At 63.3% G+C, this 23,150-nt stretch carries 17 protein-coding genes; 8 read left to right on the top strand and 9 right to left on the bottom strand.

Annotation, left to right across the window (positions count from 1 at the left end; all coding sequences use genetic code 11):
* Positions 1-171: 171 nt before the first annotated feature.
* Positions 172-1,467 (top strand): lipopolysaccharide biosynthesis protein, encoded by a 1,296-nt coding sequence (locus FCU66_RS05725; RefSeq protein WP_136622189.1) that lies wholly within the window; start codon positions 172-174, stop codon positions 1,465-1,467.
* On the opposite strand, the gene FCU66_RS05720 is transcribed toward FCU66_RS05725, so the two are convergent.
* The 3 genes from FCU66_RS05720 to FCU66_RS05710 are packed head-to-tail and all read right to left on the bottom strand — an operon-like array spanning position 1,464 to position 4,347.
* Positions 1,464-2,387, bottom strand: a complete 924-nt coding sequence (locus FCU66_RS05720; RefSeq protein ID WP_136622190.1) for a DUF6492 family protein — start codon at positions 2,385-2,387, stop codon at positions 1,464-1,466. The genes FCU66_RS05725 and FCU66_RS05720 overlap by 4 nt on opposite strands.
* A complete protein-coding gene (locus FCU66_RS05715) occupies positions 2,384-3,178 on the bottom strand; it encodes a WecB/TagA/CpsF family glycosyltransferase (protein WP_136622191.1) in 795 nt (264 codons plus the stop codon). The genes FCU66_RS05720 and FCU66_RS05715 overlap by 4 nt, the downstream gene beginning before the upstream one ends.
* Positions 3,175-4,347, bottom strand: coding sequence for a glycosyltransferase family 4 protein (locus FCU66_RS05710; protein ID WP_136622192.1), 1,173 nt, complete (start codon positions 4,345-4,347; stop codon positions 3,175-3,177). The genes FCU66_RS05715 and FCU66_RS05710 overlap by 4 nt, the downstream gene beginning before the upstream one ends.
* Positions 4,348-4,518: 171 nt before the next feature.
* Here FCU66_RS05710 and FCU66_RS05705 point away from each other — a divergent pair, with 171 nt between their 5' ends.
* The 3 genes from FCU66_RS05705 to proC all read left to right on the top strand — a co-directional run bounded on the left by FCU66_RS05705 (position 4,519) and on the right by proC (position 7,730).
* Positions 4,519-5,517 (top strand): glycosyltransferase family 2 protein, encoded by a 999-nt coding sequence (locus FCU66_RS05705; RefSeq protein ID WP_136622193.1) that lies wholly within the window; start codon positions 4,519-4,521, stop codon positions 5,515-5,517.
* Positions 5,486-6,853 (top strand): O-antigen ligase family protein, encoded by a 1,368-nt coding sequence (locus tag FCU66_RS05700; protein WP_136622194.1) that lies wholly within the window; start codon positions 5,486-5,488, stop codon positions 6,851-6,853. Before FCU66_RS05705 ends, FCU66_RS05700 begins: the two co-directional genes overlap by 32 nt.
* Before the next feature lie 61 nt (positions 6,854-6,914).
* Positions 6,915-7,730 carry a pyrroline-5-carboxylate reductase gene (gene proC, locus FCU66_RS05695; protein ID WP_136622195.1) on the top strand — a complete coding sequence of 272 codons (816 nt, stop codon included), beginning with the start codon at positions 6,915-6,917 and terminating at the stop codon, positions 7,728-7,730.
* A 389-nt stretch (positions 7,731-8,119) separates the two neighbouring features.
* Here the strand turns inward: proC and FCU66_RS05690 are convergent, their stop codons facing one another.
* A complete protein-coding gene (locus tag FCU66_RS05690) occupies positions 8,120-8,374 on the bottom strand; it encodes a type II toxin-antitoxin system VapB family antitoxin (protein ID WP_136617195.1) in 255 nt (84 codons plus the stop codon).
* 70 nt (positions 8,375-8,444) lie between these two features.
* Entirely contained in the window at positions 8,445-9,758 is a 1,314-nt protein-coding gene (locus FCU66_RS05685; protein ID WP_136617194.1) for an NAD(P)H-dependent oxidoreductase, read from the bottom strand.
* Between the two features lie 344 nt (positions 9,759-10,102).
* On the opposite strand from FCU66_RS05685, the gene FCU66_RS05680 reads away from it, so the two are divergent.
* From FCU66_RS05680 to FCU66_RS05670, 3 genes are all read left to right on the top strand, one after another.
* Positions 10,103-11,509 (top strand): PTS galactitol transporter subunit IIC, encoded by a 1,407-nt coding sequence (locus tag FCU66_RS05680; protein WP_136617193.1) that lies wholly within the window; start codon positions 10,103-10,105, stop codon positions 11,507-11,509.
* Between the two features lie 74 nt (positions 11,510-11,583).
* Complete coding sequence (locus tag FCU66_RS05675) at positions 11,584-12,045, top strand: PTS sugar transporter subunit IIA (protein WP_136617192.1); 462 nt, start codon at positions 11,584-11,586, stop codon at positions 12,043-12,045.
* A gap of 17 nt (positions 12,046-12,062) precedes the next feature.
* Positions 12,063-12,350 carry a PTS sugar transporter subunit IIB gene (locus FCU66_RS05670; protein WP_056583361.1) on the top strand — a complete coding sequence of 96 codons (288 nt, stop codon included), beginning with the start codon at positions 12,063-12,065 and terminating at the stop codon, positions 12,348-12,350.
* A 45-nt stretch (positions 12,351-12,395) separates the two neighbouring features.
* Here the strand turns inward: FCU66_RS05670 and FCU66_RS05665 are convergent, their stop codons facing one another.
* Both FCU66_RS05665 and FCU66_RS05660 read right to left on the bottom strand, forming a co-directional pair.
* Complete coding sequence (locus tag FCU66_RS05665; RefSeq protein ID WP_136617191.1) at positions 12,396-13,790, bottom strand: multicopper oxidase family protein; 1,395 nt, start codon at positions 13,788-13,790, stop codon at positions 12,396-12,398.
* Positions 13,791-14,011: 221 nt separating this feature from the next.
* Positions 14,012-14,644 (bottom strand): TetR/AcrR family transcriptional regulator, encoded by a 633-nt coding sequence (locus FCU66_RS05660; RefSeq protein ID WP_136617190.1) that lies wholly within the window; start codon positions 14,642-14,644, stop codon positions 14,012-14,014.
* Between the two features lie 102 nt (positions 14,645-14,746).
* On the opposite strand from FCU66_RS05660, the gene FCU66_RS05655 reads away from it, so the two are divergent.
* The gene (locus tag FCU66_RS05655; RefSeq protein ID WP_136617189.1) at positions 14,747-15,151 is read left to right on the top strand and encodes a VOC family protein; all 405 of its coding nucleotides are present in this window, start codon (positions 14,747-14,749) and stop codon (positions 15,149-15,151) included.
* A 90-nt stretch (positions 15,152-15,241) separates the two neighbouring features.
* On the opposite strand, the gene metH is transcribed toward FCU66_RS05655, so the two are convergent.
* Both metH and FCU66_RS05645 read right to left on the bottom strand, forming a co-directional pair.
* On the bottom strand, positions 15,242-19,051 hold the full coding sequence (gene metH, locus FCU66_RS05650; protein WP_136617188.1) for a methionine synthase: 3,810 nt from the start codon (positions 19,049-19,051) through the stop codon (positions 15,242-15,244).
* A 123-nt stretch (positions 19,052-19,174) separates the two neighbouring features.
* Positions 19,175-23,017, bottom strand: coding sequence for a caspase family protein (locus FCU66_RS05645; protein WP_168991813.1), 3,843 nt, complete (start codon positions 23,015-23,017; stop codon positions 19,175-19,177).
* Positions 23,018-23,150 lie beyond the last annotated feature (133 nt).

The following is a 23,150-nucleotide window of genomic DNA, read 5'->3' as shown; positions in this document are numbered from 1 at the left end:
GCGAACGGCGATTGGCCATTCGTTAAGCCACGCTAAACAGGCATGGAAAACAAAAGGTTAATTTTCCCGCGCCGAAGCTGCGGTTTCTCTCTTGGGTTGCATCTATTTTCGACACAACCTTGGACCTCAGAACGGCACGTTAAGTTTTCCGGCCTAGGCTCTCCATGAGACATGACGCAGGCCAGTGACATACCGCAAAGGCGGTCCCTCGCCCGGATCGGCACTTTTTTGGCCGAACGACGGGGGCTGCTTCGCGACTATTTCTCGGCGATCAGCGGCGCCGGCGGGCGACTGGTGTTTTCACTCGCCTATTTCATCGCACTGGCCAACACGCTGTCCATTTCCGAGTTCGGCATGTTCGCCACGGCATCGGCGGCCGGTGTCATGCTGTCGCGCATCCTCGCCTTCGGTTTCATCTCGGCACTCTACCGCACTGCCACCATCCGCCCCAATCTGATCGGCACTTTCACCGCCGGCTTCCTGCTGCTCGGCGTGCTGTCGCTGCCGCTGCTGGCAGCGGCCTCGTTCGGCGTCTATCTGATTTTCTTCGCCGACACCGTGCCGCTGTCGGTGTTTGCGGCAATCGTCTTTGCCGAAGCGCTGCTGTGGCGGCCGGTGGAGGTGGCGCTGATCGTCAACAACGGTCTGGGCAAATTCGGCCGCGCCGCGCTGCTGGCCATCCTGGCGACGGCGCTGCGGGCGCTTGGCGCGGTGCTGTTCATGATCTCCGCGCAACACAGCGTCTGGATATGGTCGTGGTTCTATATCGGCGCCAACACAGCCTCGCTGCTGATTGCATTCGGCTTCTTCTACCCACGCCAGCGGCTGCGGCTGCGCATCGAGCTCTATGTCAGGCGATTGGCCGATTCCATCTATGTGGCTGGCGCCGAAGTGCTGTTCTACCTGCAGATGGAGTTCGACAAGCTGCTGGTCCTGGCGATCGGCGGACCGCATCTGGCCGGTATCTATGCCATCATCATGCGGCTGGTCGACCTCACGGCCATTCCGATCCGCACTTTCTCGATGATGCTGGTGCAGCGCATGATGCGCGCGCCGGAAATGCTGTCGCGGCTGGCGGTCAAGAGCGGCATCGAAGGCGGCGTGTTCGCGGTGTCGACGCTGGCGTTGCTGACGCTCGGCATCGTGCTGCATTTCTTCCCCAATGCGCTCGGCAAGAATGTCGCCGAGGCCGCCCCGCTGGTGGTGCTAGCGATCTGCGTGCCGGGACTGCGCAATCTGGTCGAATACCAGGCCGAGCTTTTGTTCGCGCGCGGCCAGACGCTGGTGAGGGCACTCAATCTCGGCCTGCTCGCCGGGCTGAAGGCGCTGCTTTTGACCTATGTGCTGACGACCATCCTCGACACGCCGAACCTGGTGCTGTCACTCAATGTCGTCTTCCTGCTTTTGTATCTCGCCTCGACGCTGCTCACCTATTCGGCGATGCGCAAGCCGGCCAAACCCGTCTAATCCAACCCAATCAGACGGCGGATGCGGCCGATATCGGTGCCGATGAAGGATTGCATGCCGATCGCCACCTGCTCCGGCGCCATGGCCGCAACGAAGCGGCGGAACTCGTCATCCGAAAGCGCTTCGCCGGTCCAGTGGACACGGCAGAACTCCTCCGAGCCGTGGAAGTGGCCGGCGCCCTCCAGCAGATCGTCGACGTAGCGGCCATAGATCATGCATTCGGAGAATTTGCGCGCCGAGCCGACGACCTCGACCCAGTTTCGGCCATGGACCTTCTCGATCTGGCCGCACATGGCCAGCACGGTGTCGCGCCGCCAGGCGATCAGTGTCGAAATATAGTCGTCGATCGATGTCCGGGAGGGGTCGATACCGAGTGCTGCACCCGCGTTGCGCGACCAGATGCGATGCTCGTCATGACCTTCGTCCGCCAGCACGCCGTCACGGCGAAACAGCCGCGCCTTGCCGTCACGCCAGAAGGCGCCGCAGTCGAAAGGTTTGAGGAAAGCGACGTCGGAATCGCAGAAGATCAGCACCTCTTCGGATGCGTGCGCTGATATCGCGATGCGGCGCAGCTGCTGCACGTGCCAGCCGCGCAGCGGCTGGGTCTTCAGGCTGAGCCAGACGCGCCGGCGAAACAGGCTGAGCGGGTCGTCGAAGGCATGCAGCCAGCGCGGCAGCAATTCCCGCTCATCGACGACCGTGCGGCGGCCGGTCTTCAATTGGCGAAACAGCCTGACATCGCGATGGTCGACCAGGATGTAGTGGTGCGCCGCGCCGGAAACGTGGCGATCAAGCGTCTCGCACAGCAGGCGGCAGCGCTCGAAATCGGGCGCGTAGCTTGCCGTCACGATTGCCGCCGTCGGTGTCTGCCGAAGCGGGCTTGGTTCGACAGCGGCGCCTGGAACGAACCTGCTGTTCACTGGCTGTCCCTCGCTGCTTCGGGTGTACGCGAGAATTTCTGCCTGACGACGCGCAGCAGGAACAGGGGATTGCCGACCACATAGCGGCGCCACAGCCGGCCCGGTTCGACAGCCAACCGAAACAGCCATTCGAGCCGCAACCGACGCATCCACAAGGGTGCCCGCGGCACCGAGCCGCTCAGGAAGTCGAGCAACGCGCCGACGGCGATCGGCAGCGTGCAGTGGCGCGCGTCGATATGGCGTGCGATCCACAATTCCTGGCGCGGCACGCCCATGGCGACCAGAAGCACGTCCGGCCGCAGCGCGGCGATCCGGCCGACGATTTCCGATTCCTGCGAAGCGGGGAAATAGCCGTCGTGGATCACCACGAAGCTGTGCTGCACGGCCAGTGCCGCCAGCTTGACCGACGCCGCTTCGGCGTTGACGCGCGTCGCGCCGAGCAGCCCGACCGTCAGCGGCGTCGTCGAGGCCTGCAGGAAGGCGGGGACGAAATCGGTGCCGTTGAGATTGTCCGGAAACGGCGCCCCATAGAGAAGTCTCGCCGCCAGATCCACACCGATGCCGTCGGGCAGGATGAGAAAATCATCGAGCGCCTCGGCGAAGACCGGGTCGGTATAGGCGATGTTGGCGTTGTGGGCGTTGAGGAAACTGACCTTGGTGAAGCGCCGTTCGGCGATCAGCCGGTTCAGCAGGACAATGGCATCGTTCCAGCGGATCGCAAGCACCGGGATGCTGAGGATCGTCTTCAACGTGTCGAGCCCGGATGCGGCGCGGGCGGAATGCATGTTCATGCAAACGCCTCCTGCCTGACAGGCCCGAGCTTTTCGAGGCCGAGCCGGATGGCGGCGTCGAGCGCCTTGACCTGCGAACGCCGGAATGCGCTGCCGTCGACGTCGCGGATGTCGGCCGCCGCGGCCTCGAGAGCCCTGGCGAAGGCGGCGGGATCGTCGGTGACGACGCAATTGGACGGGCGATGGTCGATGCCGCGCAGCGAGCGGCTGGTGGCGACGGAAGGCAGGCCGAGTTCGAAGGTTTCGATGGTCTTCAACTGGACGCCGCTGCCGGCGGTGCTGATCAACGGGATGACGGCGGCACTGCGCACGAAAGCCTGCGCGTCGGGCACGCGGCCGACAAACTCGACACCGGGATGCTTCGACGTGACGCCGGCAGGCATGCTGCCGGCGACGCGGATGCGGAAACCGGAGCGTAGATGCGGTACGACCTTGCCCAGGAACCAGTCGAGGCCGATGCGGTTCGGCTGCCAGGTCCAGGTGCCGATCAGAGCGGCGTCGCAGTCGATGTGGCGCGGGCCTTTCGGAGTTGGCGCCTGAGCACCGGTCACCAGTGGCAGCACCACTGAGCGGCCCCCCGAGGCGACACCGAGTGCGGCGCGGTCTTCCTCGGCCAGCGTGAAGACGAAGCGCGCCCGGCGACAGAGACGCTCTTCCACGGTCTTGAGCAACCTCGCCTCGCGGCGGAACAGCAGGCGCTGGAAGAGGCTGCCGGCGGCAGCGGCATTCTCCTGCGCCGAAAGATGCTCGACATTGTGGGCAACGAAGATCGAGGGCCGGTCGGCGAACAGCTTTTCGAAGGCACCTGCGAACTGCACGGAATTCAGCGCATAGCCGTCAAAAGGACCGGCGCGCTCGACAGCGGCAAGTACATCGCCGTCGGACACCGCGCGCAACTTGACCGATGCGAAGGTGAGGCCCGAAAGCAGCGCCTTGCCGACCCAGGCCAGCTTTTGCAGCGATGAGGCATTGTCCGTGCGTACGTCGATCGCACCCAGCACCACGGTGTTTTCGGGATCGGCCGCGGGTTTCCCCGGCCAGGTGAAACCGATGACCGTGACGCGCGCGCCAGCGCGCCGCAAGGCAGCGATGATCGCAGCGTTGGCGATCTCGTAGCCCGAGGCGAGAGCGCCGTCGGGCACGATCGATGTGGCGAACAGCAGATGCATCTCACCTATCCTGTGGTGTAGCCGGTAGCAAAGTGCGGTGAACCCTTGATTAAGCCAGCACATTCGGCGACCGAAAGCCGCTGCCTGGCGGGCTTCTCCGTGCAAGGTGATTAACGAAACCTTATCACCGTGGTGCTACCAGAGCCCAACTCACCATGTGGCTGGACACGGATGATCCCTTTGCCATCGGACGGTTCGGTATCGATCGCTGGACGCTCGCCGCGGCTTGACGTCGAGGCCATCGAAGCGGTCGTCACCTTGCCGACCTTCAAGCGGCCCGAGCAGGTGCTGGAAACGCTGGCGTCGCTGCGCGCGCAGCAAACCGGCAGGCGCTTTGCCGTCATCGTCATGGAAAACGAAGCCGAGGCGCGGGCCGGCGCCAAGACGGTGCTGCCGTTGTTCGAGCGCGGCGAGATACCAGGTCTGGTCATCATTGCGCAGGAGCGCGGCAATTGCAGCGCCTACAATGCCGGCTGGCAGACAGCGATCCTGCAATTCCCGAACTTCAGGCACCTGCTGGTCATCGACGATGATGAGATCGCCGATCCGCAGTGGCTGGAACGGATGTGCACGGCAGCCGAGACGCTCGGCGCCGATATCGTCGGCGGCCCGCAAGTGCCCGTGTTTGCCGACCCCGCCCATGCAAAATGGGCCGAGCATCCGGTGTTCGCGCCTCCCTATCGAGAGACAGGGCGCGTGCCTGCGCTCTATTCGTCCGGCAATCTTCTGGTCAGGCGCAACGTCCTGATCGCCATGGGTCCGCCCTTTCTCGATCTGAAATTCAACTTCATGGGCGGCGGCGATTCCGATTTCCTCAGCCGAGCGGCGCAGCGCGGCTTTGTGCTGGGCTGGTGCGCCGAGGCCAAGGTGCAAGAAACCGTTCCGGCCCGGCGTGTCGAAGCCGACTGGATCCGCGCCCGCAGCCTGCGCAACGGCGTCATCTCGACATTGGTCGAAAAGAAGAAACGCGCCGGCACACCACTCGCCGGCGCCAAAGTGTTGCTGAAGAGCCTGGCGCTGCTTGCCGCCTCGCCGTTTCGCGGCCTGATGCGGCTGGCGCGAACCGGATCACCAGCTGTTGCCATCTACCCCGTCCATGTGGCGCTGGGCCGCGTGCTGGCCGAATTCGGATATGCCAATGAGCAATACCGGCAGCCTGAGAAAAACTGAGCGCGCCCCGCTCAGCGCCGCGTTCACGCGCGAAGGCGTGGCGACTGCCATTGCCGCGCTGCTGTTCACCGTCATCATGGTGTCCTTCAGGCCGTTCCAGCCGGGCGGCGCCGAGCTCACCGGTCAAGGCGGCGACATCGTCAACCAGCTTGGCTTCAGTTCGCTTGGAGCCATATCGATCTTCTCGCTGATGGCCTTTGCCGATCCGCGCGTCGTGCGCTCGCTGCTCAGCCCGTCCTGGATGCTGATGCTGGGCTTCTTTTTCCTGTCGGTGATCCTGGCGACCGATCCGCCTTCGGCAATGCGCGCCGCCTCCTTCACCCTGATCGGCATCCTGACTATGGCGACGATCCTGGTGCTGCCGCGCGACGCCGAGGCCTTCTCAAAAGTCATCATCTTCACCGCCGTCGTGGTCATGGGCCTTTCCTATCTCGGCCTCATCGTCTTTCCGCACGAAGCGATGCACACCGCCGACTCGCAGGAGCCCGAACATGCCGGCCTGTGGCGCGGCGTGTTCACCCACAAGAACATCGCCGGCCCGATCATGGCCTGCCTCAGCTTCGCAGGTCTGTATCTCTACCGGCGCGGGCAGCGGTACTGGGGCGCCGGGATCTTCTTCGCAGCGATGATCTTCATGCTGCACACCGGCTCAAAGACAACCGCCGGCCTGGTGCCGTTCTCGATCCTGATCGTGATGTTCCCGAGCCTGATAGGCATGCGGCTCGGCACGCCGATCCTGTTTGCCCTGGCGATCATCGCCACGGCGGTCGGCACGCTGGGCATCGTCTTCCTGCCGCCGATAAAACATCTGGCGGCGATCTATTTCCCCGACATGACCTATACCGGTCGCACGACGCTGTGGGAGTTCGCCGGCAGTATGCTGGCGAAGAAGCCATGGACCGGCTACGGCTATGAAAGCTTCTGGGGCACGCCGCTCTTGCTCAACCAGGACCAGCCCTTCGACCGGCCGTGGGACATCAGAACCATCGTGCACGGCCATGACGGCTATCTCGACATCGCCGTGCTGATGGGTATTCCGGCACTTTGCGTGGCGGTCTACACTTTCCTCATCGCGCCGCTGCGCGACTACATGCGCATTCCGCTGCGCAGGGAAAACATCTTTCTCGGCGACTTCTTCATGATGGTGGTGCTGTTCACGGCGCTGAACGCTTTCCTCGAAAGCTTCTTCTTCCATCGCGGCGACCCGGTCTGGCTGTTCTTCGTGCTCGGCGTGCTTGGGCTGAGGCAAGTCTCGCTGCGGCCGATGGCAGTGCGTGATCCCGATAGCGGTGCACGATCCCGAGATCGCGGTGCGCGATCTTCCCGTTCCTCCTGACGGGGGCTTCCCCAGGGAAGCGCCAGCGTCTATGTGAAGGCCTTCCTTCGGAGGGCTTTCGATGACGATCAGGCTTGTTCTCGCCGGCTGCGGCAATATGGGTTACGCCATGCTCTCGGGATGGCTGAAATCCGGCAAGCTTGCGCCGTCAGCGGTTTTCGTGGTCGAGCCCAATGCCGATCTGCGCAACCGCGCCGCAGCGTTGGGCTGCGGCACATCAGCCGATGCCGGTGATATTCCAGCCGATGCCGTGCCCGATCTCGTCGTCATCGCGGTAAAGCCGCAGGTGATCCGCGACGTCACCGCCGCCTACAAGCGCTTCGGCGATGGCCGCACCACCTTCGTCAGCATCGCCGCCGGCACGCCTGCCGCCACCTTCGAGGAAATCCTGGGCAGCCGCGCGCCGATCGTGCGCTGCATGCCCAACACGCCGGCAGCCATCGGCAAGGGCATGATGGTGGTGTTTTCCAACAGGCTGGTTTCCGACGACACCAAGCGTTTCGTCGCCGACCTGCTGTCGGCGAGCGGCGAAGTGGCCACCATCGACGATGAGGGCCTGATGGATGCGGTGACCGCCGTATCGGGATCGGGGCCGGCCTATATCTTCCATTTCATCGAGGCGCTGACCGTGGCGGCCGAGAAGGCCGGCCTGCCGACGGCAACCGCCAAGCTGCTCGCCATGCAGACCGTCTACGGCGCTGCCTCGCTCGCCGCCGAAAGCGGCGAGGAACCGGGCGTGCTGCGCCAGCAGGTCACCAGCCCCAAGGGGACGACGGCCGCGGCGCTAGAGGTGCTGATGGGTGAGGACCGGCTGGCCAATCTGCTGACGCAAGCGGTGGAGGCGGCGCGGTTGCGGTCTGTCGAGCTGGGGAAATAGGCGAACGTCCCTTCGCCACAGACGTTTGACGGGTCGGCTGTGCTTGCGTCGACGGATGGCATGCCTTGGCGATTTGGCGGAAACGCCCATCGCTTCGTCATCCTGGGGCGAAGCAAGGAGCGAAGCGACGCAGCGCAGACCCCGGGATCCATGCCGTGACATCCGAGCGCTGCTGCGGTGCAAAATTCTGCTCCGCTGCATTCCTCGACCAAGGTCATGGCATGGATCCTCGGGTCTCCGCGACGTCGCTTCGCTCCTGCTCCGCCCGTGGATGACGAAGTTGGGAAGGCTTCGACCAATCCCGAATATTTATGCTGATCCATCCAAACGAACGACGAAATCCGGGCTGCCAATAGGCCGTCCAACCTATCAACCCTGTGTGCACCTGGTCAGGCGTCTTTCTGGTCGCCACCCCACATGCCGTCGATCTCATCCTTGCTCACAACCGGACCACCCGCGCCTGCTTTGGTCCTCAAATCGGCGGCAATGGCGGCCAGCCGCTCCGCCAGCGGCGCGCGACCTTTTTCCCGCATCAGTTCTGATTCAAGCGCTTCGATGACCGCTTTGGTCATGGAAATCTTTCGCTTGGCTGCAAGCTGAAGAGCCAGTTCGCGCGCACGCGGATTCCTGATCCGAAGGTTCATGTGACTAGCCTCAGGCGATATTTATCCCCAAAATCTAATCATTTTTGACCGCAGTGCCAGCGTGGTCGCTTCAGGCTCCGTACAGCATCTCGTCCTGCAGCCGGCGCAAGGCGAACAGCCTCGTCGTCTGATCTGGCACCGCATTGTGGGCGGTCAGCAATTCGCCTTTCCTGACCGGTTTCAGCACCTTGCCGCCCTCGAGCAGGCCGACCGGCACGGCGCGCTGGGCGCGGGCTTCGCCGACGGTCATGGTCCAGGATCGGTAGCAGGTCTCGCCGATCGCATCGAAGGCCTCGCCGGCGGCAAGGTCGCGCTTGGCGACGGCGCACACCTCGGCCACCGGCCTTGGCAACGGCACCATGTCGGGCTTGCCGAAAAGCACGATGCGGGCGGCGGTCAGCGGCACTTCCAGCGAGGTCAGATGATAGGGCCGGAACAGGCTGTAATAGGGGCCGTGGCCGATATGCAGATCGTCCATGCGCTCGATGATGCGCGGATGCGTCGCCTCGACGATGACGAAGACGCCGGGCGCGACGCCCTTGCCGACGGTATAGTCGACGACGCCCTTCTTCAGCAGCAGCCCGCCATCCTCGCGCGGGATCAGCACCTTGGCGAGGTCGTCGCGGTCGGCCTTCGGGCCGTGCATGCCGGGCACATCAGGCACCAGCCCGGTGGCGTTGGCGATGGCGCACATCTCGACCATGGTCTTGGAGCCGTCGACGAACTCGACCAGCATGCGCGGGTTCATGTTGCGGCGGATCGCTTCCTCGCGATAGTCATCGGGCACGGCATCGTGGTTGAGCGGGTTGTTCTTGCCCTTGCCGGCCGAGACGATGGTCAGGCCAAGCGCCGAGGCAAACTCGATCAGTTCCATGCAGCTCGACGGCTCGTCGCCCGCACCCACCGAATAGACGACGCCAAGCCGGTCGGCCTGCTGTTTGAGATAGCAGCCGATGGTGACGTCGGCCTCGACGTTCATCATCACCAGATGCTTGCCGTGCTCCATCGCCGACAGGCAGAAATCGGCGGCGACACCCGGCTTGCCGGTGGCGTCGATGACGACGTCGATCAGCGGATTGGTGACCAGCATCTCATTCGAGGTGATGGCGATCTTGCCGTTCTCGATGGCGCTGGTGACTTTCGACGCGGTGTCGGCTTCGACCGCCATGGCTTCATCACCATAGGCGATACGGATGGCATCGCGCGCGGTGTGCGGGCGGCGTGTCGAGACGGCGCATACCGAAATGCCCGGCATCAGCATGCCTTGGGTGACCAGATCGGTGCCCATTTCGCCCGAACCGATGACGCCGATGCGCACAGGGCGGCCCTCGGCGGCACGCCTGGCGAGATCGCGGGCAAGGCCGGTCAGGGCGACATTGGTCATGCAGGAATGTCCACAGCTTCGTGATTTGTGGTCGGATAGCAGGGAACGGGTTCCATTTGCCAACGAAACCATTGGCGACCGGCATTTTCCGGCGAAATCGCCCGAACAAGGGACATTCGTCCCGGGCGATTGGCACAAAGGGTTGCCAATTGACATTGTCGTGAGCAGCCCCAATAAAACATTCGTTTACCAGCAAAGGCAAATGTTCATCGGCACAACATATCGGAGAACATGCGCCGCGCGGCAGACTGGGGAGTGTCTTTGCGCCAAGGTGGCGTCAAAGGCTGGATGGAGCATCATTGCGAGGCGTCGAGCGAAGGCTCGGGGGCTCCAGGGGAGGAATAATGGATACTATTCTCGCGGGTCTCAAAGGGGCCATCGACACGCTCGGCCCGACGATCCTGCTACCGATCGTCATTTTTATCATCGCCGTGGTTCTGGGCGCCAAGGTCAGCAAGGCTTTTCGCGCCGCCGTCACCATCGGCGTCGCCTTCATCGGCATCAATCTCGTGCTTGGCCTCATGTTCACGTCGATCGGCGACGTTGCCAAGGCCATCGTCACCAACACCGGCATCCATCGCGACATCATCGATGTCGGCTGGCCTTCGGCCGCGGCGATCGCCTTCGGCTCATCGGTCGGCCTGTGGGTCATTCCGGTCGGCATCCTCGTCAATATCGTGCTGTTGCTGACACGCATGACGCGCACGCTCAATGTCGACGTCTGGAATTTCTGGCATTTCGCCTTTGTCGGCTCGCTGGTCGTCGCTGCAACCGACAATCTGGCCTATGGCATCGCGGTCGCAGCACTTGTCGCCGCGCTGTCGCTGCTCTTCGCCGACTGGTCGGCACGCGCGGTGCAGCAATTCTACGGCGTGCCCGGCATTTCCGTGCCGCACCTCGCCTCGGCGCAGATCCTGCCGATCGCCATTGTGCTCAACTGGATCATGGACCGCATTCCCGGGATCAATCGCATCAACATCAACACCGATACTATCGAGCGCAGGTTCGGCGTGTTCGGAGAACCTGTCGTGATGGGCCTGATCATCGGCCTCGTGCTCGGCGCGATCGCCTTCTACAATGCGGGTGATCTCAGCGTGGTGCTGGCAAAGGTTCTGGGCACCGGCATGACGTTGGCCGCGGTCATGCTGCTGCTGCCGCGCATGGTCAAGATCCTGATGGAGGGCCTGCTCCCGGTTTCCGACGCAGCCCAGGCGTTCGTGCGCAAGCGCACCGGCGACCGCGAGCTTCTTGTCGGCCTCGATTCGGCGATCCTGATCGGCCATCCGGCCGCGATCTCGTCGTCGCTGATCCTGGTGCCGATCGCGATCATCCTGTCCATCATCCTGCCGGGCAACCGCGTCATCCTGTTCGCCGACCTTGCGGTCATTCCCTTCATCGTCGCCATGACCGCGCCGTTGGTCAAAGGCAACGTGTTCCGCATGGTGGTGATCGGCACGGTGACGCTGGCCATCGGCTTCTACGTCGCCAACGCGCTGGCGCCGCTGTTCACCAGTGCTGCCGTCGCATCGGGCTTCAAGCTGCCGGCGGATGCGCTGCAGATCACCTCGGTGGTCGACGGCTTCCTGTGGGTGCCTTATGTGATCATCGAGGCGATCCAGGGAATGGGGCTTGTCGGCATCATCGTGATCGCGGTGGTCATCGCGGCATTGTTTGTCCTCTATCGCCGCAATCCGCTCGGCTGGGAGCGGGCCGCGGGCGCCGAGGACGAGCCGGCCGAAGAGACGGTCTGAACCTGACAGCGCCTTGCATTTGAACCGATCGTGCGCCCTTCACGGGCGCACGATTTCATCGACGGAGCAAAGAAATGCCTGACGGCCTCATGCAGCTTCTGGATCCCGAAGCGATCGTGCTCGGATCCGATGCATCGACCAATGAGGAGATCATCCGCATCCTGGCGGGCCGGCTCGAGATGCTTGGCTATGTCAAAAGCTCCTATGCCGACGCGGTCGTGCGCCGCGAATTGACCATCCCGACAGGACTGCCGCTGGAGCGCCCCGACAATGTCGCGGTACCGCACACCGATCCGGAGCATGTGCTGAAGCCGGGCATCGCGATGGGCACGCTGAAGCAGCCGGTGACCTTCGCCAACATGGAAGACCCCGACGAGATGCTGCCGGTCGGCTTCGTCTTCCTGCTTGCCATCAATGACAAGGACAAGCAGATTGAGGCGCTGCAGGCCGTCATGGCCATCATCCAGAACCCGCAAGCCTTGGACGGCTTGAGGTCGGCCAGAACCCTCGAAGACGTGCGAGCCGTACTCGGCTGAAACAAGGAGAAGCAGAGATGTCCAGACAGAAAACCATTCTCTTTGCCTGCGGCACGGGCATCGCCACCTCGACCGCGGTCAACGTCGCCGTCACCGAGGAAATGAAGAAACGCGGCCTCACCTTCAATGCCCAGCAGGCAAAGGCCACCGAAGTGCCGGGATTGGCCGACAATGTCGACTTCATCGTCGCAACCACTCCGATCTCCGCTTCGGTGACCAAGCCGGTCATCAAGGGCCTCGCCTTCCTCACCGGCATCGGCAAGGACAAGATCCTCGACGAGATCGAGGCGCAGCTGCGCAAGTGACGGTCAGGGAGCGACACGGAGACTGACGCGATCCCGGGCGCGGCTTCAGACCACCCTGACGTAGCTCGTCATTCCCGATTTCTGATGCTCGATGATGTGGCAATGCAGCAGCCAGTCGCCGGGATTGTCGGCGGCGAAGCCGAGCTGAACCTTCTCGTTGGGCTGGATGAGATAGGTGTCGGAGATGACAGGCTGAACCTGGCGCGTCGAGGATGACAGCACCTTGAAGCTCATGCCGTGCAGATGCATCGGATGGGATTGCGGCGTCAGGTTCTCCATGTCGATGACATAGCTCCTGCCAAGCTTCAATTCGGCCAGCGGCGCGGTCGGATCCGGCGTATCGCCGGGCCACGGCACCTTGTTGATTGCCCAGAAACTGTAGCCAAGCGAACCGCAGATGCCATCGCTCGGGACGTTTTCCGCCGTGGCGCTGAGCGCCAGGGAAATATGTTGGGCGCTGGTGAGATCCACCTCCGCCACCGGATTGACCTCCAGCGGAGCAAGATCACGAATGTCCCGTTTGAGGGAGTTTCCTGTCGCGCGCAGGGTTGCCAGGATTTTTGGCTTGGTGCCCCTGACGTCTCTCAGGCTGACGATCGCGCCCTCGTCGTCGGGCATGCGGATGGCCAGCTCCATGCGCTGTCCCGGTCCAAGCAGCAAGGCATCGGGGGAAAAACGCTGCGGCACCGGATTGCCGTCCAACGCGATGACTGACGCTTCGGCGCCATCGACGCGAAAGGCATAGATCCGGGTGACGTCGGTGATGGCGACCCTGAGCCGCACCAGCCCTCCGGCCGGCGCGTCATATTGCGGCTGATCGAGCCAGTTTGCGGTGCGCACCGTGCCGTAAGTGCCGGTTCTTGCGGCATCGCGCGGCCGGAACTGGTCGATAAACTGGCCATCGTCGCCGAGGCGCCAGTCGCGCAGATTGATGACCATTTCGGCATCGAATTCCGGATCGCCGGGGTTTTCGACCACGATAACCCCCGTCAGGCCATGGCCCATCTGTTCCAGCGTGTTGCAATGCGGGTGGTACCAGAAGGTGCCGGCGTCGGGCGGCGTGAAGGCGTAGTCGAAATGATCGCCGGTGTAGACGTAGGGCTGGACCAGGAACGGCACGCCGTCCATCTTGTTTGGAACGCGAATGCCGTGCCAGTGGATCGTCGTCGGATCATCGATGGCATTGACAAGACGCGCGGCAAAGGGCTCGCCTTTTTTCATTCTGAGCACGGGCGGCATTCCGGCGTTGCCATAGGTCAGCACATCCCTGGTCTGGCCGACATCCATCAGCTTCGCCTGGATTTTTGCCGTCTGCAAAACCACAGGCTCAGGTGTGGCGGCGGCCCAGCCGCCAAGCCGACCCAGGGCCGAGAGACCGACCCCGCCCGCGCCGGCAACCGCAGCCGTTTTCAAAAGCCTGCGGCGTGTGAGTACGGTCATTCGGCGCTCCAACTGCAAAGACGGCTGCCTTGGGTTTATCGCAGCCTTGGATCGTAAGCGAGCAGCCTGTGCAAAACCGGCCTGCTGGCAGTTGAAGCTGTTTCTGGCGCGGCAGATCTCCTCGAGATACCAGCCGATGCGGACGGGAACCTGAAGCAAAAGACGACAGGCGCGGACGGACAATCGACCGCAAGACGCATCGCCGGCGGAGAGGAGCGTGACTATTTCGACCGCACCCCATAGGCGGCAAGGAACGCTTCAACCGAGGCATCGGCATGCCGCTCAAGGTCGGCCTTTGAGCGCGGGTTGCTTCCGGTGAACATGGCTTCGTTCATGGGGATCCAGAGAAGCATTCCGAAGAGATGGCTGGCCGCCAAACGGGGATCGCTGGTCTGCAACAGGCCTCGACTGGTAAGCTTTTGAAAGCATGACGCCACCGAGGCAAGCATGCGCTCAAAACCTTTTTCATACCAGCTGCGGCCAAGCTGCGGCATTCGATCAGCGTTGGCGATAATCAGACGCCGCAGCTTCAGCAAATCGTCGTCCATCAGCGTCGTTGTCATGCGTCGGGCAAGCTGCTGCAGACCGCCCTCCATGAATTGCGCCTCGGAAAGCAGCATCGTCACGGACTCGACAACATCGTTGGTCTGGCTGGCGGTGGACTCGACGACTTCGCTGAAAAGCGTCTCTTTGTCCGTGAAATGCTTGTAGACGGTCTGCTTGGAAGCGCCTGCCTTGGTGGCGATCTCTTCCATGCTGGTTCCATCATAACCCTTGGCGATGAACGCGGCCGTGGCCGCTTCGATGATTTCACGATCCTTGCGAGCCGATCTGGTCTCACCATTATTTTCCATAGCGCCTCTCAACCAGTACTAGACGGTACCGTTCCCGCATGGTAACTATGCCTACAGTACTAGACTGGCTAGTACCCGTCAACGAAAGCAAGGCTTGAACCGATGACCAAGATGATCTTCCTCAATCTGCCGGTGCGCGATCTGCAGGCGGCGACCAAGTTCTATCTCGCGATCGGCGGCACGCTGAACCCGCAATTCTCGAACGACCAGGCCAGCTCGATCATGTTCTCCGACTCGATTGGGGTCATGTTGCTGACGCACCAGCACTACGGCCAGTTCACAGCGCGCCCGATCGGCGATGCCAAGCGGGACAGCCAGATGCTGATCGCGCTCACCACCGACAGCAAGGACGAGGTCAATGCCGTAATCGAGAAGGGCGTGGCGGCAGGCGGTCGCGCCGATCCCAACCCGGTGCAGGATCTCGGTTTCATGTTCAACCGCCACATCGAAGATCCGGACGGCAACGTCTGGGAGCTGCTGTGGATGAACCCGTCCGCCATGCAATAAGCCCACCGGAATCGAAGCGGGCCAGGATGACAATGGAGAAGCGATTGGCATTCGCCTGTCGCTTCTCCATCAGACGCGCGCCGGCATCAGCTATTCCGCCGCCTCGGCATAGTGCGCCGGCACGTAGTTGAGGATGGGGCCCAGCCAGCGCTCGACCTCGGCCAAGGGCATGTCCTTACGAACAGCATAGTCCTCCACCTGGTCGCGTTCGACCTTGGCGACGCCGAAATAATAGCTTTCGGGATGCGACAGATAGATCCCCGACACGGACGAGCCCGGCCACATCGCGTAGCTTTCGGTCAGGCTCACACCGGCATTGCCTTCGCCGTCGAGCAACCGGAACAGCGTCGCCTTCTCGGTGTGGTCGGGCTGCGCGGGATAGCCGGGCGCCGGGCGGATGCCGCGATAGGGTTCGCCGATCAGCTCGTCGGGCGCCAGCGCTTCGTCTGGCACGTAGCCCCAGAACTCCTTGCGCACCTTCTCATGCATGCGCTCGGCAAAGGCTTCGGCGAAGCGGTCGGCCAGCGCCTTGACCATGATCGAGGAATAGTCGTCATTGGCGCGCTCGAAGCGCTCGGCGATCGCCACCTCCTCGATGCCGGCGGTGACGATGAAGCCGCCGATGTAGTCGGGCTTGCCGCTGTCCACAGGCGCGACGAAATCCGACAGCGCGACATTGGCTTTGCCGTCGCGCTTGGTCAGCTGCTGGCGCAAGGTGAAGAACGTCGCCAGTTCCTGCGAGCGTGCCTCGTTCGTGAACAGCCTGATGTCGTCGCCGACGGCATTGGCCGGCCAGAAACCGATGACGCCGCGCGGCGCGAACCATTTTTCGGCAATGATCTTCTTCAGCATCGCCTGCGCATCCTCGAACAGCTGGCGCGCGGCGGATCCTTGCGCCTCGTCCTCAAGGATTTTCGGATAGCGGCCCTTCAGCTCCCAGGTCTGGAAGAACGGCGTCCAGTCGATGTAGCGCGCGAGTTCGGTGAGGTCCCAGTTCTCGAACACCTTCACGCCCGTGAAGGACGGCTTCGGCGGCTCATATTCAGACCAGTCGATCCGATGCGCATTGGCCCTCGCCTTGGCCAGCGGCAGCCGCTGCTTGTCGGCTTCGGAGCGGGCATGCGCGTCGGCGACCTTCTTGTATTCGGCGCGCACCGTGTCGACATAGCCGCCCTTGGTTTCGTTCGACAGCAAGGACGAGACCACGCCGACCGCCCGGCTGGCGTCGGTGACATAGACCGTCTGGCCCTTGGTGTAGCGCGGGTGGATCTTCACCGCCGTGTGCACCCGGCTGGTCGTCGCGCCGCCGATCAGCAGCGGAATGTCGAAACCTTCGCGCTCCATCTCGGCGGCCATGTGCACCATCTCGTCGAGCGACGGCGTGATCAGGCCGGACAGGCCGATAATGTCGACTTGTCTCTCGCGCGCCGTCTGCAGGATCTTTGCCGCCGGCACCATGACGCCGAGATCGATGATCTCGTAATTGTTGCAGGCTAGCACCACGCCGACGATGTTCTTGCCGATGTCGTGGACATCGCCCTTCACCGTCGCCATCAGGATTTTTCCAGCCGTCTGGCGCTCGCCATTGTCGATGCCATTGGCGGCATTGGCCAGCTTCTCGGCCTCCATATGCGGCAGCAATCCGGCCACCGCCTGCTTCATCACCCGCGCCGACTTCACCACTTGCGGCAGGAACATCTTGCCCGCGCCGAACAGATCGCCGACGACGTTCATGCCGGCCATCAGCGGACCTTCGATGACATGCAGCGGGCGCTCGGCGGCCAGCCGCGCTTCCTCGGTGTCGGCGTCGATGAATTCGGTGATGCCGTTGACCAGCGCATGGCTGATCCGCTGTTCGACAGTCCATTCGCGCCAGGCGAGATCGCGCTCCTTGGCTTCCTGGCCCACCGTGCCCTTGAAGCGTTCGGCGATCTCCAGAATGCGTTCGGTAGCTGTGCCGCCGGCCCTCGGCACGCGGTTGAGCACGACATCCTCGCAGGCCTCGCGCAGCGCCGGCTCGATCGTATCGTAGACGGCAAGCTGGCCGGCATTGACGATGCCCATGTCCATGCCGCGCTGGATGGCATGGTAGAGGAACACCGCATGCATGGCCTCGCGCACCGGCTCGTTGCCCCTGAACGAGAAGGACAGGTTCGACACGCCGCCGGAGATGTGGACATGGGGCAGCGTGCCGGTGATCTCGCTGGTCGCTTCGATGAAGTCGACGCCGTAATTGTCGTGCTCCTCGATGCCGGTGGCGACCGCGAAGACATTGGGGTCGAAGACGATGTCCTCGGGCGGGAAGCCGGCCTGCTCGGTCAGCAGCTTGTAGGCGCGGCTGCAGATCTCGACCTTGCGCGCCTTGGTGTCGGCCTGGCCGTTCTCATCGAAGGCCATGACGACCACCGCCGCGCCATAGGCACGCACCAGCCTGGCATGATGCAGGAATGCCTCTTCGCCTTCCTTCATCGAGATGGAGTTGACCAGCGGCTTGCCCTGCACGCATTTCAGGCCGGCCTCGATGATCTCCCATTTCGAACTGTCGACCATGACGGGAACGCGGGCGATGTCCGGCTCGGCGGCGATCAGGTTCAGGTATTCGACCATCGCCTTCTTCGAATCGATCAGCCCCTCATCCATGTTGATGTCGATGATCTGGGCGCCATTGGCGACCTGGTCGCGCGCTACGTCGAGCGCGGCGACATAGTCGCCCGCCGTGATCAGCTTCCTGAACTTGGCCGACCCGGTGACATTGGTGCGCTCGCCGACATTGACGAACGGAATCTCGTCGGTGAGCGTGAACGGCTCCAGCCCGGACAGGCGCATCTTGGGCTCGATGTCCGGAATGGCGCGCGGTGGATACTTCCGCACCGCCTCAGCGATGGCGCGGACGTGCTCCGGCGTCGAACCGCAGCAGCCGCCGACGACATTGACCAGTCCCTCGCGGGCAAAATCCTCGATCTGTGCGGCCATGAATTCCGGGCTCTCGTCATACCTACCGAATTCATTGGGCAGGCCGGCATTCGGATAGGCGCAGGTGAAGGTGTTGGCGACGCCTGATATTTCGGCCAGATGGTCACGCATGGCATTGGCGCCGAGCGCGCAGTTGAGGCCGATGGTGAAGGGACTGGCATGACGCACCGAATGCCAGAAGGCGGTCGGCGTCTGGCCGGACAGCGTGCGGCCGGAGAGATCCGTGATGGTACCGGAGATCATCACCGGCAGGCGCACGCCCTTCTCGATGAAGATCTCTTCTGCTGCGAAGATCGCCGCCTTGGCGTTCAGCGTGTCGAAGATGGTCTCGATCAGGATGATGTCGGCGCCACCGTCGATCAGTCCGCGCAGCTGTTCGCCATAGGCGAGGCGAAGATCGTCGAAGGTCACGGCGCGGTAGCCGGGGTTGTTGACGTCGGGTGACATCGAGGCAGTGCGATTGGTCGGCCCGAGCGCGCCGGCGACGAAACGGCGCTTGCCGTCCTGCTGCTCGGCACGAACAGCGGCTCGCCGCACCAGTCGCGCGCCATCGCGATTCAGCGCGTAGACGGCATCCTCCATGCCGTAATCGGCCTGCGCGATGGAAGTCGAGGAGAAAGTGTTGGTTTCGAGGATGTCGGCGCCTGCGATGGCGTACTGATAGTGGATCTCCTCGATCGCCCCGGGCTGGGTCAGGATCAGAAGATCGTTGTTGCCTTGCTGGTGGCAGGCGCAGCCGGCGAAGGCCTCGCCGCGAAACTGGTCCTCGTCGAAGCCGAGCCCCTGGATCTGCGTGCCCATGGCGCCGTCAAGGATGAGGATGCGTTCGCGCGCCGCCACTGTGAGCGCAGCAAGCACGTCCGACCCGTCGGGTTTTGCCGCGACGGGGCCGAACAAAGCGTCCAGCGATGCAGAATTCTGCGACATTTTTTATCCCTTTGGCGACAAGCCTTTTCATGTCACATAAGGATATCTTTATGTCAATATACGACAGACGATCATCATTGTCACGCGTCGTTGCAAGCACCTGGCTCCAGAGCGGCAATTCCGTCAGTGCAACTCGGCCAGCAGGGCCTGTGCCTCGGCGAGGTTTTTCTCCGAGCCGGCGGTGAGATCGTCCATCTTGCGCTTCCGGAAGATGACAAGCGCATCCTGGCAAGCGGCGATCGCTTCTTCGGCAAGCGCCTTCTGCTTGCGGGCGGTGCCCAGATCGGTCAGCACGTCGCACAGGCTATCTTCAGTGAAGGCGATGCCCGGCACCGAATTGATCTTCTTCTGCACGGCGATCGCCTCGCGCAGGATCGGCACGGCCTCCTCGAAGCGGGCAACGTTGTTTTCGGCCCGGCCGGCGAGCGTCAAGGAGTAGCCGACTTCGTTCTGCAGGCTGGCCCAGCGGTCGGGATCGCGATCACGGCCGACCTCGTCGGCGAGCGCCCGGTTGACGGCGATGGCTTCGTCGAACACCGCCGGCTCCGGCGCCTTCTCACCGATCATGCCGAGCACACGGGCGAAATCGCCTTGCGTGCGCGCCCATTGCTCCGGCGCGCGATCGCGGGTGCGCACGCTTTGTATGCTGCGGTAAATACCGGCCGAATGCTTCAGCAAGGCGACATCGTTGCGCCAGTAGCCCAGCGTCGACAGCGCGCTGGCGAGGTTGGCCTGGTTGCGGATCCAGCCGTCGGCATCCTTGTCGCGGGTCGTCACCGACAGAGCAGCCTCGTAGGCCTGCACCGACTTCGCCATGGTGTCGGGGTCGGAGGCAGCACTGGCCTGCATCATCCGCGCATTGCCGAGATCGCCCTCGACCGAAGCCCATAAAGTCCGGTCCGGCAATTTAGCGTAGACGGCCAGAGCCACCTCATGCGCCGTCGCCGCCTTCTGGTAGAGCGACGGATCATTGCTGGCGCCGGCAAGGTAGTAATAGGCGCTGCCGAGGTCATTTTGCAGCTGGGCGTGATCCTCCGGCACCGTGGCGATATCATAGAGAGGCAAGGCCGCTTCGAGCGCCGTCACCGACTGGCCGAAATCCTCACCGTTGCTCGTGCGGTCGCCCAGCACCAGAAGCACATGGCCCAGCCCCCATTGCGTTGCCGCCCAGGCCTCCGGGTCGCTGTCGCGGGTCTGCACTTCAAGTGCCGCACGATAGGCTGTCACCGAGCGCTCAAGCGCCTCGACCGGGCCGCCATCGGCCTTGCCAAGCATGGAAAGGGCGGCGCCGAGCCGGTACTGCGTCTTCGCCCAGTCTTTCGCAGCGCTTTCCTTGGTCCGCACGGTGAGCGCGGCATCGTAAGCGGCGACCGCTTGTTCGAGCACTGCGCTGTCGCCGGCGCGGTCGCCCCAGCTCGACAGCGTGCTGCCGAGACTGTGCTCGATCGCGGCGAATTCGAGCGGAGCGGCAGTGGCGGTATAGACCTCCGATGCGTTGCGATAGGCGCTCGCCGACTTTTGCAGATAGTCGACCCCCGTGTCGCGATCGCCGAGCGACGCATAGGCGGAGCCCAGATTCTGCTGCAGCGAAGCCCAGTCGAGCGGCAGTTTTTCGCGCGGATATTCAGAGAGCGCCGCCTCATAGGCGGCGACCGCCTTGAGCAGCGTGGCGCTGTCGTCCTGCTTGGCGCCGAGGCGCTGCAACGCATTGCCGAGCGTCAGCTGGCCGTTCGCCCAGCTTGCCGGCGCATGCTCGCGCGTCCAGACGGTGAGTGCTGCCTCCGCAGCATCGCGTGCACGCTGCAGCGTGGCGACATCGCCATTGATTTCGCCGATCGTCTCCAGCGCCGAGCTCATATTGTTGCGGATCGTCGCCCATTGCGCCGGGGCACGTTCCCTCGTCATTTCCTCCGTTGCCGACTGGTAGGCTGCAACCGCCTGCTCCAGCAAGGCCACATCCTTTTCTCTTGCGCCAAGGCGAAACAGCGCCGCACCGAGATTGACCTGACTCAACGCCCAGTCGAGCGGCACGCGCGCGCGGCTGTATTCCGTCAAGGCGGCGCGATGCGCTTCGATCGCGGCGCGAAAACTGTCGCTGCTCGTCTCGCGCTCGCCGAGTTCCGACAGCACGATGCCAAGATTGTTCTCGCTCGCCGCCCATTCCAGCGGCACCTTTTTCGAGCCTTGCACCTCAAGCGCTGTGCGGAAGGTCGCGACCGCCTTGTCGAGCAGCACTGTGCCGTTTTCGCGCTGGCCGAGTCGCCAGTAGACGGTGCCGAGATTGCCTGATGTGGACGCCCAGTCGTCCGGATAGGCTTCGCGGGTGTAGACACTCAGCGCCTGCTCGAAGGCGGCGGCCGCCTTGTCGAGATTGTCGCGGCCGGCCTCGCGCTCGCCCAGCGTCGACAAAGTGGTGGCGAGGTTGTTCTGCGTGGCCGCCCAGCTGCGCGGGGTTTTTTCGCGCGACACATAGGTCAGGCTCTTTTCGTAAGCGGCCACCGCCTGCACCAGAAACGCGTTGTCGCCGGAGAACGCGCCCTGGTTGGAAAGCGCCTCGGCCTCTGCTCCCTTGTAGAACCAGGCGTCCACATCGCTCCATTTTTCCACTTCATCATAGGCCTTGGCGTAGTCCTGCGCCGCCTTGAGATAGTTGAAAGACAGCTCGTAGGTTTTGGCGCTGCTGGCGAAGACTTCCGCAAACTCCAGCCGGCGCGCCTTGAGATCGGCTTCGGCCTGGTCGACGGTCTTCGACAGCTCGCCGACACGGGCCTTGGCCTGCTCATGAAATTTCTGCGCGGCATCGAGCGCGCCCTCCTGCACAGCCTGTTCGGCCAGTTTCGACAGACGGACGATTTCCGGGTCCTGGCTTTTCAAGGCCGACTGCTCAGCCAGCACCTGCTTCAGCCGCTCGGTCTGGCCGCGCAGCAGTTTGTCGAGCTCGGCCGGGTCTTTCGGCGCGTCTGTGCCGAGCGTCTTCAGCATGGCGTAGAGCGCGTCCATCGGCACGCCGCCATCGCGGGAAATGGTTTCGATCTGGCGGCGTTCCGGATCGGGCAGCGCCGAGATGGTGACCAGCAACCGGCGGCGCTCGCTGAGGATTTCGCCCTCGTCGCCCTTCGGCTGCTCGGTGGGCGTGCCGAAATAGAGCAGCCGGCGCAGGCTCTCATTGACCCATGGCCGCTGCTGGCCGTTGGTCTTGAGATAGACCTCCTCGCCGATCATGCGCAGCACGGTGCCGAATTCCTCGCCGCCCATCGTGTCGATGTGGCGCAATATCGCCGCCGCATAGGGGCTGTTGCCGTCGGCCGGACCGTCGAGCGCGACCTTGCCAGGCTCGGCGGCAAAGCCGATGACCTGGCCAAGGCTGTCGTCGGCCGAGCCCTTGGCCGGCGCGCTGTTGTTCAGTGCCACGACACTGCGGGTTTCGCCCAGACCGCCGGCGCCGATCGGCTTGCCGTCATCGCCCGGCGTCAGCTTCAGCAACGTGCCCGGCGGGAACGGATCGTTGCGGCAGGCATCGAGCAGCACGATGGTGACCGGCACCTTCTCCTTCAGCTCGACGACGATCGACGACAACGGCACCAGTTTTTCGCCGGCATCGTCGAGCGCCGAGACATCGGCATCGACCGGCACTAGAAAATTTTCGCCGCCAGCCTCTATGCCGTGGCCCGAATAATAGATGACGGCAACATCGGCGCCCTCGGCATCGTCAACGAAGCCTTCGAGATCGCGCCGCAATTTGCGTGCGTCGCGGTTGGTGGCGACATCGGTCTCGAAGCCGAGCTTGTCGAACATTTCCTCGATGGCGCGGGCATCGTTTTCGGGATTGGGCAATTTGCCGACATGCTGATAGTCGGACTGGCCGATGATGAGCGCGATACCTTTCAGCGCCTTCGGCTCCTCGGCTTGAGCCGCGGCCAGCGCACACAGGCACAAGATCAGCGCGGCGACAAACGCCACGCACATGCGCGCACCCTCAACAGTCATTCGCCCAAGCAGCATCGCCCACCCCGGAACCCGCAAGGTGCAATCTTCCGCAGGGAGATGGCATCATGATGGCCGGCGCGTGGCAAGCCCGAGCGCAAGCGATGTCCTTGTC

The organism is Mesorhizobium norvegicum (genome assembly GCF_004919685.1).
Classification (GTDB): Bacteria; Pseudomonadota; Alphaproteobacteria; order Rhizobiales; family Rhizobiaceae; genus Mesorhizobium; species Mesorhizobium norvegicum.
The sequence above is the reverse complement of the archived record's forward strand: the minus strand, read 5'-3'. Positions and strand labels throughout refer to the sequence as shown.

Bases quoted from the DNA above. Each gene is read 5' to 3' on its own strand.
- FCU66_RS05725 (WP_136622189.1), top strand. From the start codon at position 172: ATGACGCAGGCCAGTGACATACCGCAAAGGCGGTCCCTCGCCCGGATC.
- FCU66_RS05715 (WP_136622191.1), bottom strand. From the start codon at position 3,178: ATGAACATGCATTCCGCCCGCGCCGCATCCGGGCTCGACACGTTGAAG.
- FCU66_RS05710 (WP_136622192.1), bottom strand. From the start codon at position 4,347: ATGCATCTGCTGTTCGCCACATCGATCGTGCCCGACGGCGCTCTCGCC.
- FCU66_RS05705 (WP_136622193.1), top strand. From the start codon at position 4,519: ATGATCCCTTTGCCATCGGACGGTTCGGTATCGATCGCTGGACGCTCG.
- FCU66_RS05700 (WP_136622194.1), top strand. From the start codon at position 5,486: ATGAGCAATACCGGCAGCCTGAGAAAAACTGAGCGCGCCCCGCTCAGC.
- proC (WP_136622195.1), top strand. From the start codon at position 6,915: ATGACGATCAGGCTTGTTCTCGCCGGCTGCGGCAATATGGGTTACGCC.
- FCU66_RS05690 (WP_136617195.1), bottom strand. From the start codon at position 8,374: ATGAACCTTCGGATCAGGAATCCGCGTGCGCGCGAACTGGCTCTTCAG.
- FCU66_RS05685 (WP_136617194.1), bottom strand. From the start codon at position 9,758: ATGACCAATGTCGCCCTGACCGGCCTTGCCCGCGATCTCGCCAGGCGT.
- FCU66_RS05680 (WP_136617193.1), top strand. From the start codon at position 10,103: ATGGATACTATTCTCGCGGGTCTCAAAGGGGCCATCGACACGCTCGGC.
- FCU66_RS05675 (WP_136617192.1), top strand. From the start codon at position 11,584: ATGCCTGACGGCCTCATGCAGCTTCTGGATCCCGAAGCGATCGTGCTC.
- FCU66_RS05670 (WP_056583361.1), top strand. From the start codon at position 12,063: ATGTCCAGACAGAAAACCATTCTCTTTGCCTGCGGCACGGGCATCGCC.
- FCU66_RS05665 (WP_136617191.1), bottom strand. From the start codon at position 13,790: ATGACCGTACTCACACGCCGCAGGCTTTTGAAAACGGCTGCGGTTGCC.
- FCU66_RS05660 (WP_136617190.1), bottom strand. From the start codon at position 14,644: ATGGAAAATAATGGTGAGACCAGATCGGCTCGCAAGGATCGTGAAATC.
- FCU66_RS05655 (WP_136617189.1), top strand. From the start codon at position 14,747: ATGACCAAGATGATCTTCCTCAATCTGCCGGTGCGCGATCTGCAGGCG.
- metH (WP_136617188.1), bottom strand. From the start codon at position 19,051: ATGTCGCAGAATTCTGCATCGCTGGACGCTTTGTTCGGCCCCGTCGCG.
- FCU66_RS05645 (WP_168991813.1), bottom strand. From the start codon at position 23,017: ATGTGCGTGGCGTTTGTCGCCGCGCTGATCTTGTGCCTGTGTGCGCTG.